This window comes from Methanothrix soehngenii GP6 (assembly GCF_000204415.1).
GTDB classification, from domain to species: domain Archaea; phylum Halobacteriota; class Methanosarcinia; order Methanotrichales; family Methanotrichaceae; genus Methanothrix; species Methanothrix soehngenii.
In genome coordinates this window covers 1840511-1864293 of the sequence record NC_015416.1, presented here as the reverse complement: position 1 = coordinate 1864293, position 23783 = coordinate 1840511, and the positions used below count along the sequence as shown (strand labels likewise).

Here is a 23783-nt window from a genome sequence, read left to right as displayed (position 1 = left end):
AAGGTAGTAATATAATTAAATCCGTTTTCTATATTGCCTGAGAAAGCTATTCTTTTTCTAATAGTAAAGTTTATATTACATAATGTTATATACACATTACATAGGAGTAATATGACTCCATGACTTATAAGGAGAGTGGGTAGTTTGACTAAGAAAATAGGATTATTTCTAGGCTTATTCGCCATGATTGGACTGGCTATTAGCACAGGAGTCTCAGAATTCAAAGTTGATTCGATGACCTTCCGCCTGGCTAGCGATTACGTAAACATCTCTAGCAATGCTGACCTCATGAAGTTCAAAGGAAGCGGCACGGCCGATGACCCTTATATTATCGATGGCTTGAATCTGAACAACCATATTGGAAACGGAATAGTGATAAGAAATACAGATGCCTACATCTTGATAAAGAACTGCACAATGGCTAACTTAACAGGAAATTATTATGGCCTATATGATGTAAACGGAATAAATATTGATGATGCCAAGAACGTTCGCGTAGAGAATTGCAGGCTGTCAGGCAGCGGAAGCAGTCTTAGCGTTAGCAGTGCTGAAAATATTCAGATCACGAACTATAGGGGCAAGAACATAATGTTTAATGGCGTCAAAAATGGCTTGATCGAGAACTGCAACTCCGAGCATATTCTTGTTCAAGAAAAGATAGAGCTCATGCCGTCCCCTAGGGTAACAACGGATTTTATGCCTGAGACCAGTGTTCCTTCCCAGAACTGCTTGATAAAGGATTGTAAATCGGCATATGAGATCGTATTATTAAGCCCCAAGAACTGTATTGTGGAGAACTGCTATGTTAAAGACGGATGGCTTATGGCTTTCACCCCTATCAATACCTCATTCACTAATAGCACTGTAGTAAATGCCACAATGGAGATGGATTTCTCTTCAAATACAACCCTTGAGAATATGACTTTAGTTGACCTTAAGGGCATAAACCTCGGGGGATTCAGCCCAGAGAGCTATTCGCCGGTGGTGAAGAACAGCACAGCAAATGGTGAAAAGATCTACTACTATCATGATCAGAAAGGGTTGCACTTGGAAAACCTGACTGCAGGGTATATATGGCTGGTTGACTGCCCAGAAACCAGGATCGAAGGGGTTGAAGCTGGGGGCATTTTTGCGATCAACTCAAACAGTAGCACTATAGAGGGATCAAAGGCTAATCAGATTATTCTTGCCTTCTCAAAGGATGTACTGATTACCAACAACACTTTGAGAGGTTCAAGCGCCAGGGAAGCAATAAAGCTAGATACGGGCACAAGTAACATCACTCTATACCATAACATTATAACCAAGAGCGAACGGTATTTCGGCGAAAACTTATTTGCTTCGGGTATTGATGCCTCGCAATCCGATGGTAACAACACATTCGAGAACAATATAATCACGGATTCAGGATACGGCATACAGGCTGGAGGCAACAACACTTTCACGGGAAATACGATAGCAAACAACATCGTCAGCATCAAAGTCTCCGGCAACAACAACAGGGTCACCCAGAATAACTTCATCTACAACGGCGTCGATGCCGAACAGAGCAGCTATATGAACATCAGCTTTGCCAACAATATCTGGGACGGAAATTTCTGGGCTACTTACAAGGGCGTTGAAAAGGATAAAACTGGATTAGGAAGTACGCCCTATGTAGAGAACATACCCTTCCCGAGGCCGGGCGAGCCTTCGCCTCAAGTGCAGGAGCCGGTAATAGATAAAGTTCCAAGTATAGTGCCGATAAGCAAAACTTAGTGAGCAAAACTGCGATAAAACGAATAGTAGGGTCGTATAAGACAGTAGGTAAGCTTAGAGGAACAGCAACTGCTGCCTTCCACAATATATTTCACAGAAATGCAACCGATTTAAGAGGCGATATATTTTGAAGATAGTATTAATATTAGGGTTGACAATGCTGATGCTAGGCATTTTAGGCGCTTCAGCTCAGCCTGAAGAGGTATGGAACAAAACCTTTGGTGGATCGGGTATCGACCTTGGTAGCCAAGCACAAGAAACCGAAGATGGTGGATATATCCTCGTAGGCAGCACTGAATCATATGGTGCTGGTAGAGAAGATGCCTGGCTAATAAAAACTGATTCCAATGGCAACGAACTATGGAATAGGATCTTTGGCGGTCCAAAAGAGGATAACGGGTATTCTGTTCAGAAGACAGAAGATGGTGGATACATTACTGTGGGTGCCACTAAATCCTATGGCTCCGGGGATTCAGATGCATGGCTAATAAAGACAGATGTTGCTGGAAATAAACAATGGGATAAAACCTTTGGCGGAAGAGATATAGATGAGGGTAGATCCGTTCTACAGGCAAATGATGGGGGTTATATCATTGCTGGCTTAACACGCTCCTTTGGCGCTGGAGATTCAGATGCCTGGCTGATAAAGACGGATCCCTCTGGTAAAGAGCAATGGAACAGAACCTTTGGCGGACCGGGTTATGATGCAGGCTGGGCAGTTGATAAGACAAACGATGGTGGATATATCATCACAGGCCCCACAGAGTCTTATGGCCCTGATGGAAGTAGTAATTTTTGGCTGATAAAAACTAACTCTACTGGAATCACACAATGGGAAAAGACATTTGGTGGTTCAGCCTGGGATGGCTGCAGAGCAGTCCGAGAAACAAAAGATGGCGGCTATATTCTAGTAGGTGATACGCAGTCTTTTAGTGCAGGCGCACAGGACGTTTGGGTAATAAAGACCGACCCCTCTGGTAAAGAGCAATGGAATAAAACCTATGGAGGATCTGGCTATGATTGGGGATTCTCAATACAGCAGACTAACGATAGTGGCTATATTATCGCAGGTTCAACGGAATCTTACGGCTTATTAGTGACTACCTCAGGACCTGAGAAACGTATCCCGGGTAATGCTTGGCTAATAAAAACAGATTCTAATGGCAACGAACTATGGAATACGACCTTTGGCGGAAAGGGAACTGATGGTGCCTACTCAATACAAGAAACCAAAGCTGGAGGATATATTATTGAAGGCAGTACTACTTCATATGGTAACAAAAGCGTAGATGCATGGCTGATAAGGGTAAATTGAGAGGTAACTATCTTAAAAGCTCTATTTTTATATTATCTGTCAAGTTACTTGATTATGGAGAGACGTGATGGTATGTTATTATTCACCACCTGTTGCTGCATAAATTACTGTACTTTCCAAGTTTTTCATTTCAACCACCAACTTTATAAACTGAATCCAATTCCCACATAATTGACCAGTAATAGATATCCTTTTTGTGCTAATATCATGCTATTTAATAATATTTGCTTTACCTCTCTACTGCATTGCGTATGCAAAATCAAAAACTTGGAAACTACAGTAAATTATAGAATTAAAAAAAATAGAAAATATTATTCTGAGGAACACTTAGTTACTAGCAGTAGTAGTCAGGAGCTATATACGTATGCTGGTACGCTGGTACAGAGGAACCACATTGTGCTCTGAACGCCGAAAGAGCTGCAGAGCATGCTGAACCCACGTAGAAGCTGCAGTAAGTAGGTCCTACACAACCGTCGGATGGTGTGCTAGTCCAATAGCAGCAATAACATGTCATTTCTTTTCACCTCATTTCAAATTGTTCACCTGTCGTAGTACGACGCCATCTTGGTGACCAGGAATGGAAACTCTTCGCTCACATCCACGCGGACAAAGTACTTCTCAGTGACATCGGTTTCCCTGTTAGTGTAGGAGAAGATCACAGAGACAATTTTTCGCGCACCGCTTAGCCTTGATGGCCTGGCTTCTACCCCTGTCAGGGAGAAGTTGTGCTCGAACTCCTCTGCCGCCTTGGCATAGATTGCAGGATATCGAACGGCCAGGTAATTCAGCGCCCTGTGCTCGTCATTGGCTCCAGTATTGTCCGCCATTTGCAGGATCCTGTCGAACAGCTCATTGGCGGCAGCTCTGAACTTCCCCTCCTGCTTTTCGGGAATCGACTCAGGCCTCGGAATAGATTTGATGAAGGCATCTCTGTCGAATGAGAAGAGCTGATCGAATCCGACCAACGGGACTTGCAGCCCGCTGCACATTTCAGGAAGAGCAACTGGTCCCTTTGAGCCGACCACGACATCTATGTCCGCTTTATCCTGTTGAGGCTTAACGGATTCCACCAGACGATCAAAATCCAATGGATCCTTCGGCAACAGGATATAGGTGGCCATGCCCTCTATGGCCAGCGTCCAACACAGATCACGTACCAGATACCGGTTTTCCTTTTTTGACAGAACAGAGTAGAATGCTTGTGAATCTGTCATTCCTGCGGTCTCTGCTCTTCCCATAGCCTGAGCAAACTCCCGCTCAGCAGACATGTTCGGGAAGTGCGGCTCGATGCGTCCCAGAGAATAAACATATTGAGTCGCTTTGGATTTCGCACCTTCTCCGCATCCACAGCTACGCTTTCCAACCTCCTGAGAGGTGGCTTTGTTTTCCTGGCTCTCCTGGCAAGGTGTCTGGTTCACAGGCAGGCCTGCCAGCTTATCTTTTGCTTCTTTTTCTTCCATATCAATTCCCCACTCTTTACTCGCTCAACTGTGCCTTTTGGAAGCACAACCACTGATACTACTCATAACTAGATAAATCTATTGAATTTGTCCGGCTTTCCCGAACAAGAAGCAAATATCTAAATACATAATATCTCAATTTGTTCGGAAAATCCGAACAAAAAGAAAAGGTTTAAATAGAGCAATCTCCTTTCTAACCTTCCATCAATAGGGATTTTAGCTTTAATGAGTATGCCGTAGACTTTCCGCAATTACTGTGCGTTTATTAATAGTAAAGTTTAAATTACATAATGTCATTAGAAGCTTACATAGAGCAGTACGAGGAGAGTGGGTAGTTGATCAAAAAAGTAGTAATATTATGGTTGGCATTGCTGATGCTTGATACTTTAGGCGCTTCAGCTCAGCCTAAAGAGGAATGGAACAAAACGTACGGTGGGCCAGGTGATGAGTCAGGCTTCGCCATTCAGGAGATAAAAGATTATGGATATATCATCGTAGGTAAGACGGATTCTTTTGGAACAGGAAAAGATGATATTTGGCTGATAAAGACTGACTCAAAAGGAAATGAACTTTGGAACAGGACCTTTGGCGGACCGAGAGATGATATTGGCTATTCAATCCAAGAAACAAGCGATAGTGGATATATAATCGCAGGCCTTACAGAGTCCTACGGCGCTGGCGGCAAAGATATTTGGCTAATAAAGGCGAACTCTAAAGGGGATAAAGAATGGGATAGAACCTTTGGTAAACCTAGCGATGACATATGTTGGTCAATTCAAGAAACAAGTGATCATGGATATATTCTCTTAGGCGATACAAAATCATATAATGCAGGTGATTTTGATATCTGGCTAATAAAAACAGACTCAAATGGGACTAAAATGTGGGATAGGACTTTCGGTAAATCAGGCAATGATGCTGGTAGATCAGTCAAGCAAACGAAAGATGGCGGATATGTAATCGCAGGTTGGACTGAACTAAAAGATATTGATAAAGCTTATGTCTGGATCATAAAAACAGACCCATCTGGCACAGAGCTATGGAATAAAACAATTGGTGGGTCGTCATGGGATGGTGCGCGGTCAATTCAAGAAACTAAAGATGGTGGATACATTGTTATCGGTGATACACGACAAAAGGATGCTAATGATCAGGATATTTGGTTAATAAAAACCGATTCAAAGGGTAATGAAGAATGGAACAAAACCTTCGGCGGTTCGGATGTTGATTGGGGCATGTCAGTTCAGCAGGCCAGAGATGGTGGATATATCATCGCTGGTGAGACAAGGTCCTATGGTACCGGTGGAAGCGATGCCTGGGTAATAAAGACAGACCAAAATGGTATAGAGCAATGGAACAGGACTTTTGGTAGTACAGGCACGTCGGGGGCCTTTCTAGCCCAAGAGGCAGACGATGATGAATATATTATGCTAGGTGACACAGATTCGTATGGCTCAGGCGGCTTCGATATATTTATGGTAAAAATGAAATTGAGTAATTTAAAAAAATGAGAGTGTAGAATACTCTCACGGCTAATAGCAGGCTGCACAATCAACCCATGGTTTATCTTGTATATGCTGGTACCCTTGTACGTAGCCACAGATAGTCCAAAACCATGACAGAGCTTCGGAATCTGCCCAGCCCCAATCGCAGCTGCATATATGTCGTCCTTCACAACCGCCGGTACGACGACTTGTATACCAGAAGCATTTGCATGCCGTCATTTATTTTTTCACCTCCATTTAGTTTATTCACCTGTCGTAGTATGGCGCCGTCTTGGTGACCAGGAATGGAAACTCTTCGCTCACATCCACGCGGACAAAGTACTTCTCAGTGACATCGGTTTCCCTGTTAGTGTAGGAGAAGATCACAGAGACAATTTTTCGCGCACCGCTTAGCCTTGATGGCCTGGCTTCTACCCCTGTCAGGGAGAAGTTGTGCTCGAACTCCTCTGCCGCCTTGGCATAGATTGCTGGATATCGAACCGCCAGGTAATTCAGCGCCCTGTGCTCGTCAGTGGCTCCAGTATTGTCCGCCATCTGCAGGATCCTGTCGAACAGCTCATTGGCTGCAGTTCTGAACTTCTCCTCCTGCTTCTCGGGAATCGACTCAGGCCTCGGAATAGATTTGATGAAGGCATCTCTATTGAATGAGAAGAGCTGATCGAATCCGACCAACGGGACTTGCAGCCCGCTGCACATTTCAGGCGGAGCAACCGGCCCCTTTAATCCGACCACGACATCCATGCCCGCTTTATCCTGTTGAGGCTTGACGGATTCCACCAGACGATCAAAATCCAATGGGTCCTTGGGCAGCAGGATATAGGCGGCCACACCTTCTATGGTTAGAGTCCAACACAGATCACGTACCAGATACCTATTTTCCTTCTTTGACAGAACCGAGTAGAAGGCCTGTTGATCCGTAAGCCCGGTTGTCTCCGCCCTGCCAGTAGCCTGTGCAAACTCTCTTTCCACGGCCATGCTTCGAAAGCGAGGGTCGATCTTTCCAAGGGCGTAGACGTATTGGGGCGCATTTGTGCCCTTGGCTTTCGCATCTTCTCCGCATCCACAGCTACGCTTTGCCATTCCTTGAGAGGAGGAGGCTTTGTTTTCCTGGCTCTCCTGGCAAGGTGCCTGGTTCATAGGCAGGCTTGCCAGCTTATCTTTTGCTTCTTTTTCTTCCATATCAATTCCCCACTCTTTGCTCGCTCAACTGTGCCTTTTGGAAGCACAACCACTGATACTACTCATAACTAGATAAATCTATTGAATTTGTCCGGGTTTCCCGAACAAGAAGCAAATATCTAAATACATAATATCTCAATTTGTTCGGAAAATCCGAACAAAAAGAAAAGGTTTAAATAGAGCTATCTCCTTTCTAACCTTCCATCAATAGGGATTTTAGCTTTAATGAGTATGCCGTAGACTTTCCGCAATTACCGTGCGTTTATTAATAGTAAAGTTTAAATTACATAATGTCATTAGAAGCTTACATAGAGCAGTACGAGGAGAGTGGGTAGTTGATCAAAAAAGTAGTAATATTATGGTTGGCATTGCTGATGCTTGATACTTTAGGCGCTTCAGCTCAGCCTGAAGAGGAATGGAACAAAACTTTCGGCGGTTCTGGATCGGATGTTGGAAACTCAGTCATAGAGGCCGAAGATGGCGGGTATATCATTGCAGGCTGGACGGACTCATTTGGCATGGGCCAGAATGATGTCTGGCTAACAAAAACCGATTCCAAAGGTTTTGAAGAATGGAATCGCACTTATGGCGGGACAGGAGATGATATTGGCCGTTCTGTTATGAATGTAGGCGATGGTTATTTTATTGTGGGTTCTACAAGATCACATGGCTCTGAGGATTTCGATCTTTGGCTGATAAAGACTGACTCCGAAGGGAATAAAGTATGGGATAAAACTTTTGGAGGACCTGGCGATGATTTAGGTAATGCAATTATCGGGACAAAAGATGGCGATTATATTATTGGCGGATCAAAACATCAGAGTGATGAAGATGTCGATGACTGGTTGATAAAAATAGACTCAAACGGACAAGAAAAATGGAATAGGACCCTCGGAGATACAGGTTATGAGACTATTATAGCGCTCCAGGAGACGGATGGAGAATACGTAACCGCTGGACAAACTAACTCATATGGATCCGGAAATATTGATATCTGGATAGTAAAGACCGACTCAAATGGGGATGAGTTATGGAATAGAACTCTTGGAAGTCCGGGATCCGATATATGTAACTCAATTAAGCAAACGAGGGACGGAGGATTTATCCTTGTTGGAAGAACTGATTATTACGGCACAGGAAAACCTGACCTCTGGCTGATGAAAGTCGATTCAAATGGAAACAAATTATGGGATAAGGTTTTTGGTGGGCCTGAATGGGATGAGGGCACTTCTATCATAGAAACAAACGATGGCTATATGATTGCAGGTTCTACCTCTTCTTATATCTGGTTGGTGAAGACTGATTCAAGCGGCGATAAAACATGGGATAAGAGGCTTGCAATGTCTCCTTCGCTCTCGATTCCAATAGCTAGCTCCATCAGGCAGGTAAAAGATGGAGGATATGTTATCTTGGGTGCTGTAAATTATTTAGGCGAAGACAAACGGATAACTTGGGATACGATACTAATAAGACTAAAATGACAGAGATATGCAAAAGCACGATAGAACCTTTCTGCTTTAATGGAGGTCATATACTTTAGGGAAATGCAATAAAAAAATATTATGAACCCAAAATGATGTATGCTCTTAAATACACCGTTCCGGGTTACAGTACGACGGAGATGCAGGGAAATGATGAGAGACTGCGTATCCGCTTGCCCAGCCGCAAGTCGTCCATCTGAACGAGGCGGCATTGGAGCATGCAGCAGGCCAATTATCCCATACAAAACACGTTGGCGTAGTACACAGTACATTACCAAGAGGATACTCAACTGTTTGATAACATCCCCAACATTGTGCCATTTCATTTCACCTCCATTTAGTTTATTCACCTATCGTAGTATGGCGCCATCTTGGTGACCATGAATGGAAACTCCTCGCTCACATCCACGCGGACGAAGAATTTTTCCGTGACATCGGTCTCTCTGTTAGTGTAGGAGAAGATCACAGAGACAATTTTTCGCGCACCGCTTAGCCTTGATGGCCTGACTTCTACGCCTGTCAGGGAGAAGTTGTGCTCGAACTCCTCTGCCGCCTTGGCATAGATTGCAGGATATCGAACCGCCAGGTAATTCAGCGCCCTATGCTCGTCATTGGCTCCAGTATTGTCCGCCATTTGCAGGATCCTGTCGAACAGCTCATTGGCTGTAGCTCTGAACTTCTCCTCCTGCTTCTCGGGAATCGACTCAGGCCTCGGAATAGATTTGATGAAGGCATTTCTGTCGAATGAGAAGAGCTGATCGAATCCGACCAACGGGACTTGCAGCCCGCTGCACATTTCAGGCGGAGCAACTGGTCCCATTAGGCCGATTACTACATCTATATCCGCTTTAGCGGACATGGGCCGTACGGATTCTACTAGCAGATCCAAATCCAGAGGATCTTTCGGCAGCAGAATGCAAGCTGCCACACTTTCGATGGTCAGAACCCAGCATAGCTCACGTACAAGGTACCGGTTCTCCTTCTTTGACAGAACAAAGTAGAATGCTTGTGGATCTATCATTCCTGCGGTCTCTGCTCTTCCCATAGCCTGAGCAAACTCCCGCTCAGCAGACATGTTCGGGAAGCGTGGCTCGATGCGTCCCAGAGAATAAACATATTGAGTCGCTTTGGATTTCGCACCTTCTCCGCATCCACAGCTACGCTTTCCAACCTCCTGAGAGGAGGCTTTGTTTTCCTGGCTCTCCTGGCAAGGTGCCTGGTTCATAGGCAAGCTTGCTGGATTATCCTTTGCTTCTTTTTCTTCCATATCAATTCCCCACTCTTTACTCGCTCAACTGTGCCCTTTTAGAAGCACAACCACTGATACTACTCATAACTAGATAAATCTATTGAATTTGTCCGGGTTTCCCGAACAAGAAGCAAATATCTAAATACATAATATCTCAATTTGTTCGGAAAATCCGAACAAAAAGAAAAGGTTTAAATAGAGCTATCTCCTTTCTAACCTTCCATCAATAGGGATTTTAGCTTTAATGAGTATGCCGTAAACTTTCCGCAATTACTGTGCGTTTATTAATAGTAAAGTTTAAATTACATAATGTCATTAAAAGCTTACATAGAGCAGTACGAGGAGAGTGGGTAGTTGATCAAAAAAGTAGTAATATTATGGTTGGCATTGCTGATGCTTGATACTTTAGGCGCTTCAGCTCAGCCTGAAGAGGAATGGAACAAAACGTTCGGCGGTTCTGGATCGGATGTTGGAAACTCAGTCATAGAGGCCGAAGATGGCGGGTATATCATTGCAGGCTGGACGGACTCATTTGGCATGGGCCAGAATGATGTCTGGCTAACAAAAACCGATTCCAAAGGTTTTGAAGAATGGAATCGCACTTATGGCGGGACAGGAGATGATATTGGCCGTTCTGTTATGAATGTAGGCGATGGTTATTTTATTGTGGGTTCTACAAGATCACATGGCTCTGGGGATTTCGATCTTTGGCTGATAAAGACTGACTCCGAAGGGAATAAAGTATGGGATAAAACTTTTGGAGGACCTGACTTTGATTGGGGCAACACAGCCCAGCAGACAGAAGACGGGGGATACATTGTAGCCGGCACGACATACTCGTTCGGTGCTGGTAGAGGCGATTTCTGGCTGATAAAGACTGATTTGAATGGCAATGAGATGTGGAACAAGACTTTTGGCGGTATAAATCTTGACGCTGCGTTTTCCATGGTTCAAAGTTCAAAAGATGGTGGATATGTGATTGTTGGTTCTACCAGATCCTATGGAGGTGGTGAAAGTGACGTCTGGCTGATTAAAGTCGATTCAAAAGGCTTTGAGCAATGGAACAGAACTTTCGGAGGGGCGGATATTGATGAAGGCAGATCAGTCCAACAAGCGGACGATGGAGGATATATAATAGCAGGCAAAACAAAATCTTATGGTGCTGGTGACTTCGACTTATGGTTGATAAAAACCGATTCCGATGGAAATGAAGAATGGAATAGAACATTTGGCGGATCGGAATGGGATGATGGATTCTCTGTAGCAACTGTTGAAGACGGAGGTTATCTCGTCACAGGTTCCACGCATTCCGATGCCCCAATCCCTAGCCGATCGAAGACTTGGCTCATAAAGACAGACGGCTCAGGAAATGAACAATGGAACCGAACTTTCGCGGGGTCCCTAGGCGCGTCTATCTATAGAACAAAGGATGGTGGATATATTATTGGAGGTTTTGAAGAGCTAATAAAGCTAATTTAATAAAAAATATCGAGATCCTGTACTTTCCAAGTTTCTCCCTTGTTTATAATTTTTAATTTATCTTATTATTCATATCTTCATTCCAAGGCTCTTGAGTATATATAGCAATCCCCCATCAGGTACAGGCAAATTAAAATATGTCATGACAAATTCAAATGTTTCTCCAACAGCTTGCATTTTTACTCTATCGACCATGTCGCCCATCGTTCTTGATTTTGAGCCATCTTTAGGTGGCGGATTATCTATTTCCCATAAGAGAATTGCAGTCCATACTGAAAAAACCATTTGAATAAATCTTTCAATTGAGTGTTTATCTCTTAATTGGTAATCTTTAAATCCTAATTTTTGATTTGCCTCTCTATGAGCTGTTTCTATATCCCATCTGTCCTCGTAAATTGAGAGTATTTCTTTCAATGAAAGCGATCCATTAGTGCTGATTATATATTTTGTCGTGCTATCTTTTTTTCTCTTGGAGATAACAAGCTTAACTTCGCCTACCTTGTCTATGATTACCTTCTTTTCAAATGCATAATAGGTCTTCTTTTTTCCACGAACGCTAACTGTTGTCTTAATAAAAAATTTATCTTCAATTTGATTCGCTAGATCTCTGACTTGGAAATACATATCCTTATTTATTCCGACTTTCTTATCAGACTTGATTTGGCATACGATATTATGCCCTAGCTTAAGGCACTTGCTAAATAGATCAGAAGAAAACTGTCAACGCCGGGATAAAACTGTCCAATTATGGCGGAATAAAACTGTCCAGTTCTACTTAAGGCTTCTGCCCAGCCATATCTCAACGCACCTTATCCTGAAAAGCTCTGAGGAATTATCCCCTGCCTCTTGCGATCCTTAAGTCGATAGCTATCGCCTTTTATATTGACAGTAGTGCAATGATGGAGAATCCTATCAAGAATAGCCGCTGCAATGACATGATCTTTGAAGATGTCTCCCCATTCGCCATAGGACTTGTTTGAGGTGAAGATAATCGAAGCTCTTTCGTAACGCCTGGAAACGAGCTGAAAGAAGCAGTGAGCGCCAAAGTCATCAAACGGCAGATAACCCATCTCATCAATAATGATAAGCTGAAACCTCGATAGTTCCCTAATCATCTCTTCAAGTCTCTTCTCTCGGTCAGCTTTTGCAAGACGCTCGATCAGAGCTGAAGCGTTGGCGAATTGAACTCTGAATCCCGCCCTGACAGCTTCAATTCCTAAGGCGATGGCAAGATGGGTCTTTCCCACACCAGGCGGACCTAGCAAGACCACGTTCTCTGCATTATGGATAAACTTTAGAGATGCGATCTCATTGATGACACTCTTATCCAGAGACGGCTGAAATTCAAAATCGAAATCATCTAGCCTCTTCTCCATAGGAAAGCCCGCCTTTCGCGTTCTGAGAGCCAAAGACCGAGACTCCTTGCTTCTTAATTCCCGGTCCACCAGATAATCGAGGATCTCGATAGTTGATTTCTTCTCTTTAGCGGCGATCTCCAGATAGTTGTCGAGAACCGACTCAAAGGTCCCCAGTTTCAGGAGCTTAAGATTATGATGAAGTCTTTCGTATTCGAAATTTGTCATCTGCTATCTCCCTCACCAAGTCGATCATAAACAGAAAGCGGTCGATGCTCGACATCTGTGTCCACAAACTTAAGAATTGACGGATTACTATCTCGGAGCGTGCAGTTCTGCTTCAGGATCTCACTCAGAAGCCCTTTGAAGTGCTCTTTGACTCGCATCACTTTTCCATGACCAGGTTGAATCTCGTGAGTGCAGATCTCATCTGATCCAACAATTATCTTAAAGGTCAAGTCAGAAATCTGCAATCGTGCGGTCATCCCAGCGTATCGATATGGTACAGAATAGAGGTTGCCCAGGTAAGAGACGAATGAGTCCCTGGAAATCTTTCGGCTCTCATCTCTACGATTATGATAGGACGGAGCATTTCCGATCTTCTGGAGACCTTCCTGCTTAAAACGTTCAATCGGAATCTCATGGGTTGTGCCGTTAGGTATCGAGTTTACTCTGGACAGCCATTTCTGAAGCTGGGAGTTAAGATCAGTGAACGAAGTGAACCTGCCACCCATAAAGAAATCCTTCTTCACGAATCCCACAGTCCTCTCTATTTTCCCTTTGGTCTGAGGTCGATAGGGACGACACAACCGGGGAATGAAACCGTAGTGCTCGAAGAAGTCCTGGAAATGAGAATTCCAGGTGGAATCCGATGATTTTGGGGCTCGCTTCTTCACGATTTGCGTTATGTTATCATATAGAAGCTCTTGGGGATAACCTCCAAAATACCCAAACGCATTTATGTGGCACTGGATAAGGGTATAAACGTCTATTCGCAGAGTAAATTCGGCATATCTCATTCGCGAATAACCGAGAACCATGGTGAAACAGTAGAGTTTCCTTTTCTCCCCATCGATATCGATGTAACCACATTCTGCCCAGTCAACTTGAGCCTGAACTCCTGGTTTGGTCTCGTAGCGGTATATCGCCGGAACTCCAATTTCAGGCCGGACTTCACGCACGAAATCCTTTACAATTGTATACTTCCCCGTGAATCCCCTATCCTGGATCTCACGATAAATACGGCTAGCGGAAAGAGGGAACTCTTTGAGTCTATCAATTATGTATTCCCTGTGACCATCCAGTTTGCTCGGCTTTTTGGATCGCTTCTGGGGCAATGGGGGAACCTGTGAGTTCAGATACTTCCGCACCGTCACACGGCTGTGTCCAGTCTGTCTGGCGATCTTGCTGATGCTCAATTCTTCGTTGAATAAATCTCGCAACGTGAGGAACTCCTCCATATCTATCATCCACATGACCCCTGGGTTTCAATCCAGGGAATTGGCAGGTGGACAATTTTATCCCGCCACTATTGGACACTTTTAGACCGCCATTGACAAAAACCACCAGCTATCGAAAACGATATAAAGATCGATGCTTTTTGGGACAACTAATGGTTTGATGATCTCTTCAAAGGCAATCTCCATTTTTGTTTTAAAATTCTCATTTTCGTCATCATTCTTAATATACATCTTAGCTTTATGTGGAATAAATAGTCCTTTTGATTGGACAACAGAGGTAACGAAATTGTTACCCCAAATATAGGCTTCTTTACTATGATCGTAAAATTTGCCCACACCATCTGTTTGGTTTCCTTCTTTCTCATTGTATGTATCATCAATTATTAATAATATTTTATCGTTCTTTTTCAAACATAAACTATCGATGAAAAGATCCACCTTGCGTTGTGCAACTTCATTTTCATCCCAATTCGCATCGCTAAAGAACCAATTATATGAAGAACGTGATTTTTTCCCTTTGCTGCAATCTGCCATAGTATCACAAAGGTTAGAAACGGTCTTGGATTTATCACATACGCTCAACGCGCCACACAGATCTCGAAATGATCCGTAACTCGGTTTTGTGAAGAGATCCCTAAACTTATCTAAAAACGGCTCCAATTGCAACGGTACCTTTACTATTTTGATCATTTTACTCCCGAAGAAGGGATTCTGATCCAAGTATAAAAGCTTTAATTTTCTATGGGAAATTTATGGTTTGAGTTAACAGGAGAATATTATAAATCTGTTAAAAAGTTGGAAAGTACAGGAGATCCTGAAACCTTCTACTTAAGAAGGCTCCAGAGTCTCTTTTGATTTTTTAACTGGCACAGCAGTCAAGGACAGTACGATGGCGGTGCACTGAATGTGTGATTCCGTGCATAGCCGCTATATGGGCAATCTATATACCTGTATTGTGCCGCCAGAGAACACGCAGTACCGCAATCCCATGCATATTTGGACCGCGTAGTACATATTGTATGTCCAATTGGATTTTCTACTCCAATATAGCAACCACAACATTGTGCCATTTCTTTTCACCTCCTTTCAAACTATTCACCTGTCGTAGTATGGCGCCATCTTGGTGACCATGAATGGAAACTCCTCACTCACATCCACGCGGACGAAGAATTTTTCCGTGACATCTGTCTCTCTGTTAGTGTAGGAGAAGATCACAGAGACTATCTTTCGCTCTCCGCTTAGCCTCGATGGCCTGGCTTCTACGCCTGTCAGGGAGAAATTGCGCTCGAATTCCTCTGCGGCATTGGCATAGATTGCTGGATATCGAACGGCCAGGTAATTCAGCGCCCTGTGCTCGTCAGTGGCTCCAGTATTGTCCGCCATCTGCAGGATCCTGTCGAACAGCTCATTGGCGGCAGCTCTGAACTTCTCCTCCTGCTTTTCAGGAATCGATTCTGGACGTGGAATAGACCTAATGAACTCTTCTCTATTGAATGAGAAAAGCTGATCGAACCCAACTATGGGAACCTGCAGCCCAGCGCACATCTCTGGCAGAGCAACTGGTCCCTTTGAGCCGACCACGACATCTATGCCCGCTTTATCCTGTTGAGGCTTGACGGATTCCACCAGACGATCGAAATCCAATGGGTCCTTCGGCAACAGGATATAGGCGGCCACACCTTCTATGGCCAGGGTCCAACACAGATCACGTACCAGATACCTATTTTCCTTCTTTGACAGAACCGAGTAGAAGGCCTGTTGATCCGTAAGCCCGGTTGTCTCCGCCCTGCCAGTAGCCTGGACAAACTCTCTTTCCACGGCCATGCTTCGAAAGCGAGGTTCGATCTTTCCAAGGGCATAGACGTATTGGGGCGCATTTGTGCCCTTGGCTTTCGCATCTTCTCCGCATCCACAGCTACGCTTTGCCATTCCTTGAGAGGAGGCTTTGTTTTCCTGGCTCTCCTGACAAGGTGCCTGGTTCACAGGCAGGCTTGCCAGCTTATCTTTTGCTTCTTTTTCTTCCATATCAATTCCCCACTCTTTTATCGCACAACTGTGCCTTTTGGAAGCACAACCACTGATACTACTCATAACTAGATAAATCTATTGAATTTGTCCGGGTTTCCCGAACAAGAAGCAAATATCTAAATACATAATATCTCAATTTGTTCGGAAAATCCGAACAAAAAGAAAAGGTTTAAATAAGACTATTTTCTCTTTAACCATCCATCGATAGGGATTTTAGCCTTAATGCGTATGCCGTAAACTTTCCACAATTACTATGCTATTACTAATAGTAAAGTTTAAATTACATAATGTCATCTGGATATTACATAGAGATTTATGGAGAGTGGGTAATTTGATTAAAAAGATAGGATTACTTATCAGCCTGTTCGCCACTATAGGGCTTGTGATGGGAATTGACATCTTGGAATTTAAAATTGACCATATGGCCGTTCCATCAGCTAGCGAGTACATAAATATCTCAAGCAATGCCGATTTGACAAAGTACGAAGGAAGCGGCACTGTCGAAGATCCGTATATTATAAGAGACATAGTTATTATAAATCATACAGGAAATGGTATTGTAATTAGCAATACGAATGCACATATATTGATAAAAAATTGTACTATAGAAAATCCAAATGGAAAATATAATCGTAGGTTTTCAAAGGGAGTTTATATCAAGAATGCTAAAAATATACAAATTAACGATTGTAGATTAAATGGCTGTGAGATATTTTTAGAAAATGCAGAAACGTGCCAAATTAAAAGATCTTCTGCGCCTATTACGGTAAGTAATGAATCTAGATCGTCGGGTTTATCAAATCTAAAATCACAATTAAAATCACAAGATTGCCTAATTGAAGGATGCAAGATAGATAATGGTGGTTTAGCTTTTTTCGAGGCGACTAATTTTATTATAAAGGATTGTTATTTAGAAAATGGACCCATTATAATGGAGCATCCAATAAACTTCACATTCTCTAATGTTACTCTATTGAATAGTAGTCTGGATATCTTCTCGCCTTCCAATGTTAGCTTTACGGGCGTCAATCTCATTGAACCGAAGATTAACCTAATGTTTGGTTTAGATGGATACCCCTTAGAGATAAAAAATAGCACAGTGAATGGATTAAATATATACTATTACAAAAATAAACATGGTATAAAGATTAGGAACCTTAAGGCAGGATATATATGGCTTGCCAATTGTACCAAGGCCGAGTTAAACAAGACTGAGTCTCTTGGAATATTTTTACTAAGATCTAATAATTCTGTAATAGAGAATTCAAAGGTCAATGATGTCGGCCATGGAATCCTGTTATCGTTATCTGAGAATTGTATCATGGAAAACGTAAGTTTGCCTAACTCGAGAAAGGGCATAACAATAGGCTACGGCAGTGACAATACTACATTAAACCAGAGCTTCATAAAGAGTGAAACCATAGGAGTTGACATATACTCCAATAGGAATAAAATTACCAATAACTTAATCACAGATTCTTATATCGGCATCAGTCTTTTTGGGTCAAATAGTACTATCATGCAAAACACCTTGATTAATAACAGTATTGGTATTGATGCTAAAGTTAGTAATAGCATAGAGCATAACAATTTATCTTATAATCTTATCGATGTAAAACGGGATGGAATAGGCATGAATAATCACATAGGGCTTGAAGATAATATCTCATGAATACAGCCTATTTATTTTTAATAAATGAAAGGTCAAGAAAGTTAGTTAACAATCTTGACCATAGATTTTATGTTACCGCTAAATGGCCTATATTATTTTGCCTTAAAGCACAACTATATGCACTTAAGATTAGCAGTTCCAATACTGGTTCATATACCATAAGTAGGCGTCATAGTATTGCTGTATCCCAGTGTAGTCCCACATACAATATTCATATCGTGCCATCCAAAGATAGTGCTGACACAGGTAATACTGATTTCCTGTTGAGTAATACATGTCTAAATAGTACTGTGCAGTGGAAAGATAATCTTCGCATATCTGCGTCGTCCTCATTGGGCTAATTCCTGTAGGTCTTGCTGTTGTCATGGGTGCTCTAGGACCTATTCCATAGGTTCTTCCTGCGAAAGGTGCGGCAGATACAGGTGCTACTTCGCCCATTAGAGGCGCCGTTCTTGGCATAAATTTTGGAATGTTTTCCCCTATTGGGCACGTCTTTTCCAGCCTATCTCCGAAGTTCGTTTCCTCTCCAAACATGTTTATTCCAAGCTTTCTCATTTTTTCACCTCGTATTCTTTTTAAAGTGCTTCTTTGGAAGCACAACCACTGATATTACTCATAACCAGATAAATCTATTGAAATTGTTCGGATTTTCCGAACAAAAAGAGAACATTTAAATACACAAGTATTCATTTTGTTCGGAAAATCCGAACAAAAAGCAAAGGCTTAAATAAGGCTATTTTCGTTCTAACCCTCCATCGATAGGGATTCTAGCTTTAACGCATATATCAGAGACGTTTTTACCATTGTTCTCATTGTATATTATTACTATGCAAATCGATAAGCGAATGACATAACTCCTTCCGAATGTACCATTATTTTTATAGGAATACCCCGATGCTTGCATCGGGGATAAAGGGCATCCGTGTCCAACTTGGGATTGAATCAGATCCGAGTAGTACTATCTTTATGCGGCGACGCCTCGGATGCCACGTCTGCTTGCAGCGGGGTGCGTCGCTGCCGTTTCGCATGAAAAACCCGAAAAATTGATTTAACCGAACCCTCCTATGCTATCGCTCTTCGTAACAACATAACCTGCCCGCACGATGTAGTCAATCATCTCTTGGATCGACATCTCAATAGGAGACGGCGGTATTAAGGGCTTATGATGCATATTCTTCTTATCTCTGTCTTCAAGATACATTTCTTGATTTATGAGAAGATGGTGAAGAATGCATAGGACCTTTCTTGCCAGAGCAACCGCTGCTACTTTAGATCCCTTCTTGGCTTGAATCCTCAAGAAGAATTTCTTCAGCTTGGAATCCTTGGTTCTCGATATGGCATAGGCGACCTGAATCAGCATTCTTCGGATATGCTTGGAGCCTTGTTTGGTTATCCCTCCAAGGATTGTCTTTTCTGCTGACTGATATAAAGAAGGAACAAGGCCACACCATGCGGCAAGCTGCTCTGGCTTTTCGAAATCAGTATAGTTGCCAATTTCCGCCAGAATGGCAGTAGCAGAAACAAAACCTGTCCCAGGTATAGACATTGCAATGGCTAAATCATTCTTACGATATTGAATTCTGGCGCTAATCTCCCCATCCAGCTCATCTATCCTCTCCTGGATGGATTTCATCAAGCTCAGAGAGCCCCTAATCAAAATGACCTGAGAGACATCCAGACGACTCTTGATAGACTCTTTAATTTGATCCGCCTTTTTCTTAAGTCGTCCAGATGGAATGCCGTCAATTATATCATCAATCTCTCTTCCTTCTAGAACGCAATTCAAGAGGTACATCCCGGACTTGCCAAAAATATCAGAGATAACTGAGGCCAACTTGATGCATGCAGAATCGAGAGATTGGTGTATCTTGTTCTTTTCCTGAGTCATCTGCTTGACGTAACCCTCTCTGGCTCTGGTTAGCCTTCTTAACTCTCGATCATCTTTAGGAAAAATCCTGGAAGGCTCAATCATGCCGTTGAGACAAAGTTCAGCAATCCATTCGGAATCGCTGACATCAGTCTTTCTTCCTGGCGTGTGCTTAATTTTGTAGGAATTCGCCACAATCAAGTCGATCTTTCCCTCAAGAACAGAGTGAACAGGATGCCAATAGATTCCAGTTGATTCTATGGCAACCTGTTCACATCCATTTTCGATAACCCAATCTCTAAATTTTAAGAGATCTTCCAGGGTAACGCTAAAGCGTTGAGTATCCTTCTTCCCGTCTCGGCAAAGGATTGTTGCTATCAGAAATCGTTTGTGCACGTCAATGCCACAAACTTTATTCCTCTGCAGTTCCATGATTGTTCCCGTCCTGATATGGGCGGATAACTTAATCCTCAAAGGGTGCTCATTCGCATTCGCGTTCTACTGACGCATTCTTGCATCCGCGGGATTTGGCTAGTTTCACTAACGAGGTCTACGCCCCTAAACGGCGGACTGCCTTCACCGCCCATATCAAGCAATTAATGGCTTTGCAATGATATCAGGTTTTCATCCTTCTTGCATGAGCAATGTGCTCATGTGGGTTTCACTCTGAAATTATTTCGCACAAATAATTAGCACAGAAAATGTTGGAAAAAGAGAACTACTTGAAAAAATAGCTATGAATTCATTTAAGACTGTATTCTCTCCGCCATTTTCATCAGCCAGGCATCGACACTGCCGGAAGAGATCGTCCAGCCCGTACTGATGTAGCTGCCATCTCCAGCTTGCTGAACTGATAAGCCCTCATTTCTGCCCGACTCATCGAAGACTTCATCCCATTGCTTCATACCTACGTTATCGTTTTTTATCAGCCATGAGTATATCCCAGCACCTAAACCGTAACCTGCAAGGATATAGCCGCCATCCGTTGTCTCTTGAGCTGCGGTGCCAATATTATAGTCCGAATCCCCAAAGCTGAAAATCCTGCCCCACTGCATAGTGCCATTGGAGTCAGTCCTTATCAGCCAGGCATCGCCCATGAGAGATTTATTAGCCAGAGGAGCATTTGCGCCTCCTGCGATGATGTAGCCACCATCTTTTACCTGCTGGACTGATTCTCCGCGGTCGTCCCTCGATCCCCCGAAAGTTATATTCCAAAGCTCATTGCCAGCTGAATCCGTCTTTATCAGCCAGACATCTTTGCCGCCTGCACCATAAGACTCTGTGAAACCTGCAATAACATAGCCGTCATCCTTGGTCCTTCGTATCGCATGGCTACCGTCGTCTTTCGGCCCTCCGAAGGTTCTATTCCATAGTTCGTTGCCAGTGGAATCAGTCTTTATCAGCCAGGCATCGCTTCCACCGACTCCATAGGATCTCGTCTCACCAGCGATGATATAGCCACCATCTTTTATCTCCTGAACCGAGTAACCCCAATCGTAGCTGGCCCCTCCATAGGTTTTGTTCCAGCGCTCTTTTCCATCAGAGTTGGTCTTTATTAGCCAGGCATCAAAATCTCCTGCGCCAAAGGAGCTTGTCGCGCCGGCAAAGATATAGCTGCCGTCATTAATCTGCATTACTGATACGCCAGAATCGTCATCAGAACCGCCAAAAGTCCTGTTCCACTTCTCATTGCCATTTTGATCCGCCTCTACTAGCCAGGCATCATCTTTTCCAGCACCATAAGAGCTAGTAGTGCCTGCAATGATATATCCGCCATCTTTTACCTCTAATACAGAGTTTCCAACATCCGAGCCAGCACCGCCATAGGATCTATGCCACATCTCCTCCTGAGGCGCAAAGGTCCCAAAGGTATACAGCAGTAGTAATAACATTAGTAATATGGCCAGCCCTAATATTAACGGGTCCTCGCTGAACTTTGTAGATGCGATGGATGATTTTATTTTGCGGATAAGGAGTTGGATAGAAGACTCTTTGTTCACCTATAGGTCAACTCCATCAAGAGCGCTTCCGCGAAATTTATAACCATATTTCCACCTTCGATTGTAGCCAAACTCATCCAGAGGTTAATCATACTAATCTAAATGCCTTCTACGTCGTTTTTCTCCTGAGGATCTTCATAGATGAAAATCTCCTCAATTTTAACGCCGAAGATCTTCGCCATTTTAAAGGCAAGGTCTAGAGATGGGCTATATTTGCCCTTTTCGATGGCTAACACTGTCTGTCTGGTCACTCCAATCTTTTTGGCAAGTTCCTCCTGTGTTAGATCGTTTATGGCCCGATAAACCCTGACTCTATTCTTCATTTGGAGGCTCGTATCCATATTTCTTGTTGTAATATCCATACAGAAGCGAATATAATATCATCAAAGAGGAGGCAGAGAATGCCAGGGTAAAGCCGATATTTGTATACTCTGAGTATCTATACCTGAGCGCAATCAAGACAACACCTATCAAGATGTTTGTCGCAGCGAAGATCTCTATGGCCAGCTTGGATGCCTTTTCGCTTACCTTAACATCTCTCTCATCCTCTACGACCTCTTTGATTTTCGATTTGCATAAGTAGAGTAGAACCACACCTGCTGTTATAGAAATCGCCACTAAAAGGGCATTTCCAGCAGCCGTAAACCAGCCAACCAAAGCTACCATGGATACAATGATCGCCATTCTGCAAATCTTCGACCCTCTTACATCCATGATATCTCCTTGCATTGCATTAGGTTATATAAGCTCTGCTTACGTACGTGTTTAGCTCCTATCACACTTATGCAAGTTTTACCCAAGATCAATTAAACCAAAGAATTAAATAATAATTATATTCATCAATTAAGAGTATACACGAAGAAGAAATAATCAAGCAACTTCAAGAAGAGAATGAGCTGTTAAGACGTGAGATCGAGTTGCTTAAGGCAAAAATAATCGTGCTTGAAGCCCGGCCAGAAGATAGGGTCTAAAGGTATAACGAGTCCAAATGCAGTTCCGGATAGCCAAGTAGAAGTCGCAGCAGATCTATGTCCCGATTGGGGAGCAAAGCTTGGTGCCCCTTTTGGAATAGAATCGAAGTTATCGAAGAAATTCCCAAACCTCAGCCGGTCATGGTTACTGAATATAATATAGCTAATTACAGATGTCCGGGCTGCCCGAAAGAAGTTGTTGCCAGCGATGCAGAATGTCCCTCTGAAGGCTGATTCGGAAATAACATAATTGCGCAGACAGCTTTGCTGAAGTACGAGGATAGACTGCCTCATAGGAAAATCCAGGATGCACTGAGGCGACTGCATGGATTGAATACGAGTCCGGCTACGGTAGTCGATCTAACCCGTCGCGCTGCTGAAGTGGTACAATCGGAATACGATGCCATTTTGAACAAGATTCGATGTGCTCCAATCATGATTCAAGGGCATAATTGTATGCGATGGAGGGAAACCATATGCCAGATTCACAAAGCGATTGCAGCGATGCTGGGCACACATACTTCGGGAATCGAAGGACCTAGCTGAGAGGTTCGAGGAAGCAATTCCCTGCATAAAGCGCTCAAGGTGCTTTATGAATCGCTAACCACAGCTCTTGAAACCGATCCACCGAGAAGAGCTCCGGCATTGGATCGAGATAGAGTACTTTTGCGAGAGGGTCCAGAAATTCATTGGCAATATCCGCAACGGATTCGAGTACTGGTTCACTTTCATCATTAATCCAGGTGTGGAGCCGACAAATAATAGAGCAGAAAGGGCACTACGCCCGCAGGTCGTTTTGAGGCAGATTTTGGGAACTCTGCGCAATACCACATTGGTCATCGGTTAAGGACATTTAGGACGAGTGTTATGTAATATTGCCTTTTTGTACTTAGTATATTTTTAATTCATGTTTAGATATATATAGGAGCTGTGATCTAATTATCCCTCAAGAAGGGGTAGCAAATGGCAGCAGAACGCTCGTTAGCAGAGCAAAGTTTCATAGA

At 43.2% G+C, this 23783-nt stretch carries 17 protein-coding genes and 3 pseudogenes; 7 read left to right on the top strand and 13 right to left on the bottom strand.

Translation table 11 applies throughout. From position 1 onward, the window contains the following. Positions 1 to 144 precede the first annotated feature (144 nt). Together MCON_RS09365 and MCON_RS09360 are read left to right on the top strand one after the other, a co-directional pair. Positions 145 to 1758, top strand: a complete 1614-nt coding sequence (locus tag MCON_RS09365) for a right-handed parallel beta-helix repeat-containing protein (protein ID WP_013719744.1) — start codon at positions 145 to 147, stop codon at positions 1756 to 1758. Positions 1759 to 1915: 157 nt separating this feature from the next. Beyond that, the gene (locus MCON_RS09360) at positions 1916 to 3073 is read left to right on the top strand and encodes a hypothetical protein (RefSeq protein WP_048132269.1); all 1158 of its coding nucleotides are present in this window, start codon (positions 1916 to 1918) and stop codon (positions 3071 to 3073) included. A gap of 539 nt (positions 3074 to 3612) precedes the next feature. On the opposite strand, the gene MCON_RS09355 is transcribed toward MCON_RS09360, so the two are convergent. After that, entirely contained in the window at positions 3613 to 4533 is a 921-nt protein-coding gene (locus MCON_RS09355; RefSeq protein WP_013719742.1) for a cyanobactin maturation protease PatG family protein, read from the bottom strand. 335 nt (positions 4534 to 4868) lie between these two features. Here MCON_RS09355 and MCON_RS09350 point away from each other — a divergent pair, with 335 nt between their 5' ends. Further along, a complete protein-coding gene (locus tag MCON_RS09350) occupies positions 4869 to 6044 on the top strand; it encodes a hypothetical protein (RefSeq protein ID WP_013719741.1) in 1176 nt (391 codons plus the stop codon). Between the two features lie 240 nt (positions 6045 to 6284). Here MCON_RS09350 and MCON_RS09345 read toward each other — a convergent pair whose 3' ends face one another. Next, positions 6285 to 7217, bottom strand: a complete 933-nt coding sequence (locus tag MCON_RS09345; RefSeq protein ID WP_013719740.1) for a cyanobactin maturation protease PatG family protein — start codon at positions 7215 to 7217, stop codon at positions 6285 to 6287. A 335-nt stretch (positions 7218 to 7552) separates the two neighbouring features. Between MCON_RS09345 and MCON_RS09340 the strand changes: the two genes are divergently transcribed. Next, positions 7553 to 8698 carry a hypothetical protein gene (locus MCON_RS09340; protein WP_013719739.1) on the top strand — a complete coding sequence of 382 codons (1146 nt, stop codon included), beginning with the start codon at positions 7553 to 7555 and terminating at the stop codon, positions 8696 to 8698. A gap of 346 nt (positions 8699 to 9044) precedes the next feature. Here the strand turns inward: MCON_RS09340 and MCON_RS09335 are convergent, their stop codons facing one another. After that, positions 9045 to 9965 (bottom strand): cyanobactin maturation protease PatG family protein, encoded by a 921-nt coding sequence (locus MCON_RS09335; protein ID WP_013719738.1) that lies wholly within the window; start codon positions 9963 to 9965, stop codon positions 9045 to 9047. Between the two features lie 336 nt (positions 9966 to 10301). Between MCON_RS09335 and MCON_RS09330 the strand changes: the two genes are divergently transcribed. Next, complete coding sequence (locus tag MCON_RS09330; protein ID WP_013719737.1) at positions 10302 to 11426, top strand: hypothetical protein; 1125 nt, start codon at positions 10302 to 10304, stop codon at positions 11424 to 11426. A gap of 69 nt (positions 11427 to 11495) precedes the next feature. On the opposite strand, the pseudogene MCON_RS09325 reads toward MCON_RS09330, so the two are convergent. From MCON_RS09325 to MCON_RS09305, 5 genes and pseudogenes are all read right to left on the bottom strand, one after another. Next, a pseudogene (locus MCON_RS09325) lies at positions 11496 to 12143 on the bottom strand (IS701-like element ISMco3 family transposase); the annotation flags it as partial. Positions 12144 to 12235: 92 nt separating this feature from the next. Continuing rightward, entirely contained in the window at positions 12236 to 13009 is a 774-nt protein-coding gene (istB, locus tag MCON_RS09320; protein WP_013719735.1) for an IS21-like element helper ATPase IstB, read from the bottom strand. After that, positions 13006 to 14250 (bottom strand): IS21 family transposase, encoded by a 1245-nt coding sequence (istA, locus tag MCON_RS09315; protein ID WP_048133126.1) that lies wholly within the window; start codon positions 14248 to 14250, stop codon positions 13006 to 13008. Before istA ends, istB begins: the two co-directional genes overlap by 4 nt. A gap of 84 nt (positions 14251 to 14334) precedes the next feature. After that, positions 14335 to 14931: pseudogene (locus MCON_RS09310) on the bottom strand (transposase); the annotation flags it as partial. Between the two features lie 405 nt (positions 14932 to 15336). Next, positions 15337 to 16266 carry a cyanobactin maturation protease PatG family protein gene (locus tag MCON_RS09305; RefSeq protein ID WP_013719732.1) on the bottom strand — a complete coding sequence of 310 codons (930 nt, stop codon included), beginning with the start codon at positions 16264 to 16266 and terminating at the stop codon, positions 15337 to 15339. 334 nt (positions 16267 to 16600) lie between these two features. On the opposite strand from MCON_RS09305, the gene MCON_RS09300 reads away from it, so the two are divergent. Then, the gene (locus MCON_RS09300; RefSeq protein WP_013719731.1) at positions 16601 to 17941 is read left to right on the top strand and encodes a right-handed parallel beta-helix repeat-containing protein; all 1341 of its coding nucleotides are present in this window, start codon (positions 16601 to 16603) and stop codon (positions 17939 to 17941) included. Positions 17942 to 18070: 129 nt separating this feature from the next. Here the strand turns inward: MCON_RS09300 and MCON_RS09295 are convergent, their stop codons facing one another. From MCON_RS09295 to MCON_RS09275, 5 genes are all read right to left on the bottom strand, one after another. Beyond that, complete coding sequence (locus MCON_RS09295; protein WP_048132264.1) at positions 18071 to 18496, bottom strand: hypothetical protein; 426 nt, start codon at positions 18494 to 18496, stop codon at positions 18071 to 18073. Positions 18497 to 18989: 493 nt separating this feature from the next. After that, the gene (locus tag MCON_RS09290; protein ID WP_013719730.1) at positions 18990 to 20240 is read right to left on the bottom strand and encodes an IS110 family RNA-guided transposase; all 1251 of its coding nucleotides are present in this window, start codon (positions 20238 to 20240) and stop codon (positions 18990 to 18992) included. Positions 20241 to 20554: 314 nt separating this feature from the next. Beyond that, positions 20555 to 21700 (bottom strand): hypothetical protein, encoded by a 1146-nt coding sequence (locus tag MCON_RS09285; protein WP_048132262.1) that lies wholly within the window; start codon positions 21698 to 21700, stop codon positions 20555 to 20557. A gap of 206 nt (positions 21701 to 21906) precedes the next feature. Continuing rightward, complete coding sequence (locus MCON_RS09280) at positions 21907 to 22131, bottom strand: helix-turn-helix transcriptional regulator (RefSeq protein ID WP_013719728.1); 225 nt, start codon at positions 22129 to 22131, stop codon at positions 21907 to 21909. Beyond that, entirely contained in the window at positions 22121 to 22492 is a 372-nt protein-coding gene (locus tag MCON_RS09275) for a DUF2178 domain-containing protein (RefSeq protein WP_013719727.1), read from the bottom strand. The genes MCON_RS09280 and MCON_RS09275 overlap by 11 nt, the downstream gene beginning before the upstream one ends. 167 nt (positions 22493 to 22659) lie before the next feature. Here MCON_RS09275 and MCON_RS15660 point away from each other — a divergent pair. Next, positions 22660 to 23605 (top strand): annotated as a pseudogene (locus MCON_RS15660) (IS66 family transposase); the annotation flags it as partial. Between the last annotated feature and the right edge of the window lie 178 nt (positions 23606 to 23783).

What these genes read in the sequence shown, in the direction of transcription:
- MCON_RS09360 (WP_048132269.1), top strand. Translation starts at nt 1,916, where the DNA reads ATGCTGATGCTAGGCATTTTAGGCGCTTCAGCTCAGCCTGAAGAGGTA.
- MCON_RS09355 (WP_013719742.1), bottom strand. Translation starts at nt 4,533, where the DNA reads ATGGAAGAAAAAGAAGCAAAAGATAAGCTGGCAGGCCTGCCTGTGAAC.
- MCON_RS09345 (WP_013719740.1), bottom strand. Translation starts at nt 7,217, where the DNA reads ATGGAAGAAAAAGAAGCAAAAGATAAGCTGGCAAGCCTGCCTATGAAC.
- MCON_RS09335 (WP_013719738.1), bottom strand. Translation starts at nt 9,965, where the DNA reads ATGGAAGAAAAAGAAGCAAAGGATAATCCAGCAAGCTTGCCTATGAAC.
- istB (WP_013719735.1), bottom strand. Translation starts at nt 13,009, where the DNA reads ATGACAAATTTCGAATACGAAAGACTTCATCATAATCTTAAGCTCCTG.
- istA (WP_048133126.1), bottom strand. Translation starts at nt 14,250, where the DNA reads ATGATAGATATGGAGGAGTTCCTCACGTTGCGAGATTTATTCAACGAA.
- MCON_RS09305 (WP_013719732.1), bottom strand. Translation starts at nt 16,266, where the DNA reads ATGGAAGAAAAAGAAGCAAAAGATAAGCTGGCAAGCCTGCCTGTGAAC.
- MCON_RS09295 (WP_048132264.1), bottom strand. Translation starts at nt 18,496, where the DNA reads ATGAGAAAGCTTGGAATAAACATGTTTGGAGAGGAAACGAACTTCGGA.
- MCON_RS09290 (WP_013719730.1), bottom strand. Translation starts at nt 20,240, where the DNA reads ATGGAACTGCAGAGGAATAAAGTTTGTGGCATTGACGTGCACAAACGA.
- MCON_RS09285 (WP_048132262.1), bottom strand. Translation starts at nt 21,700, where the DNA reads ATGTTATTACTACTGCTGTATACCTTTGGGACCTTTGCGCCTCAGGAG.
- MCON_RS09280 (WP_013719728.1), bottom strand. Translation starts at nt 22,131, where the DNA reads ATGAAGAATAGAGTCAGGGTTTATCGGGCCATAAACGATCTAACACAG.
- MCON_RS09275 (WP_013719727.1), bottom strand. Translation starts at nt 22,492, where the DNA reads ATGGCGATCATTGTATCCATGGTAGCTTTGGTTGGCTGGTTTACGGCT.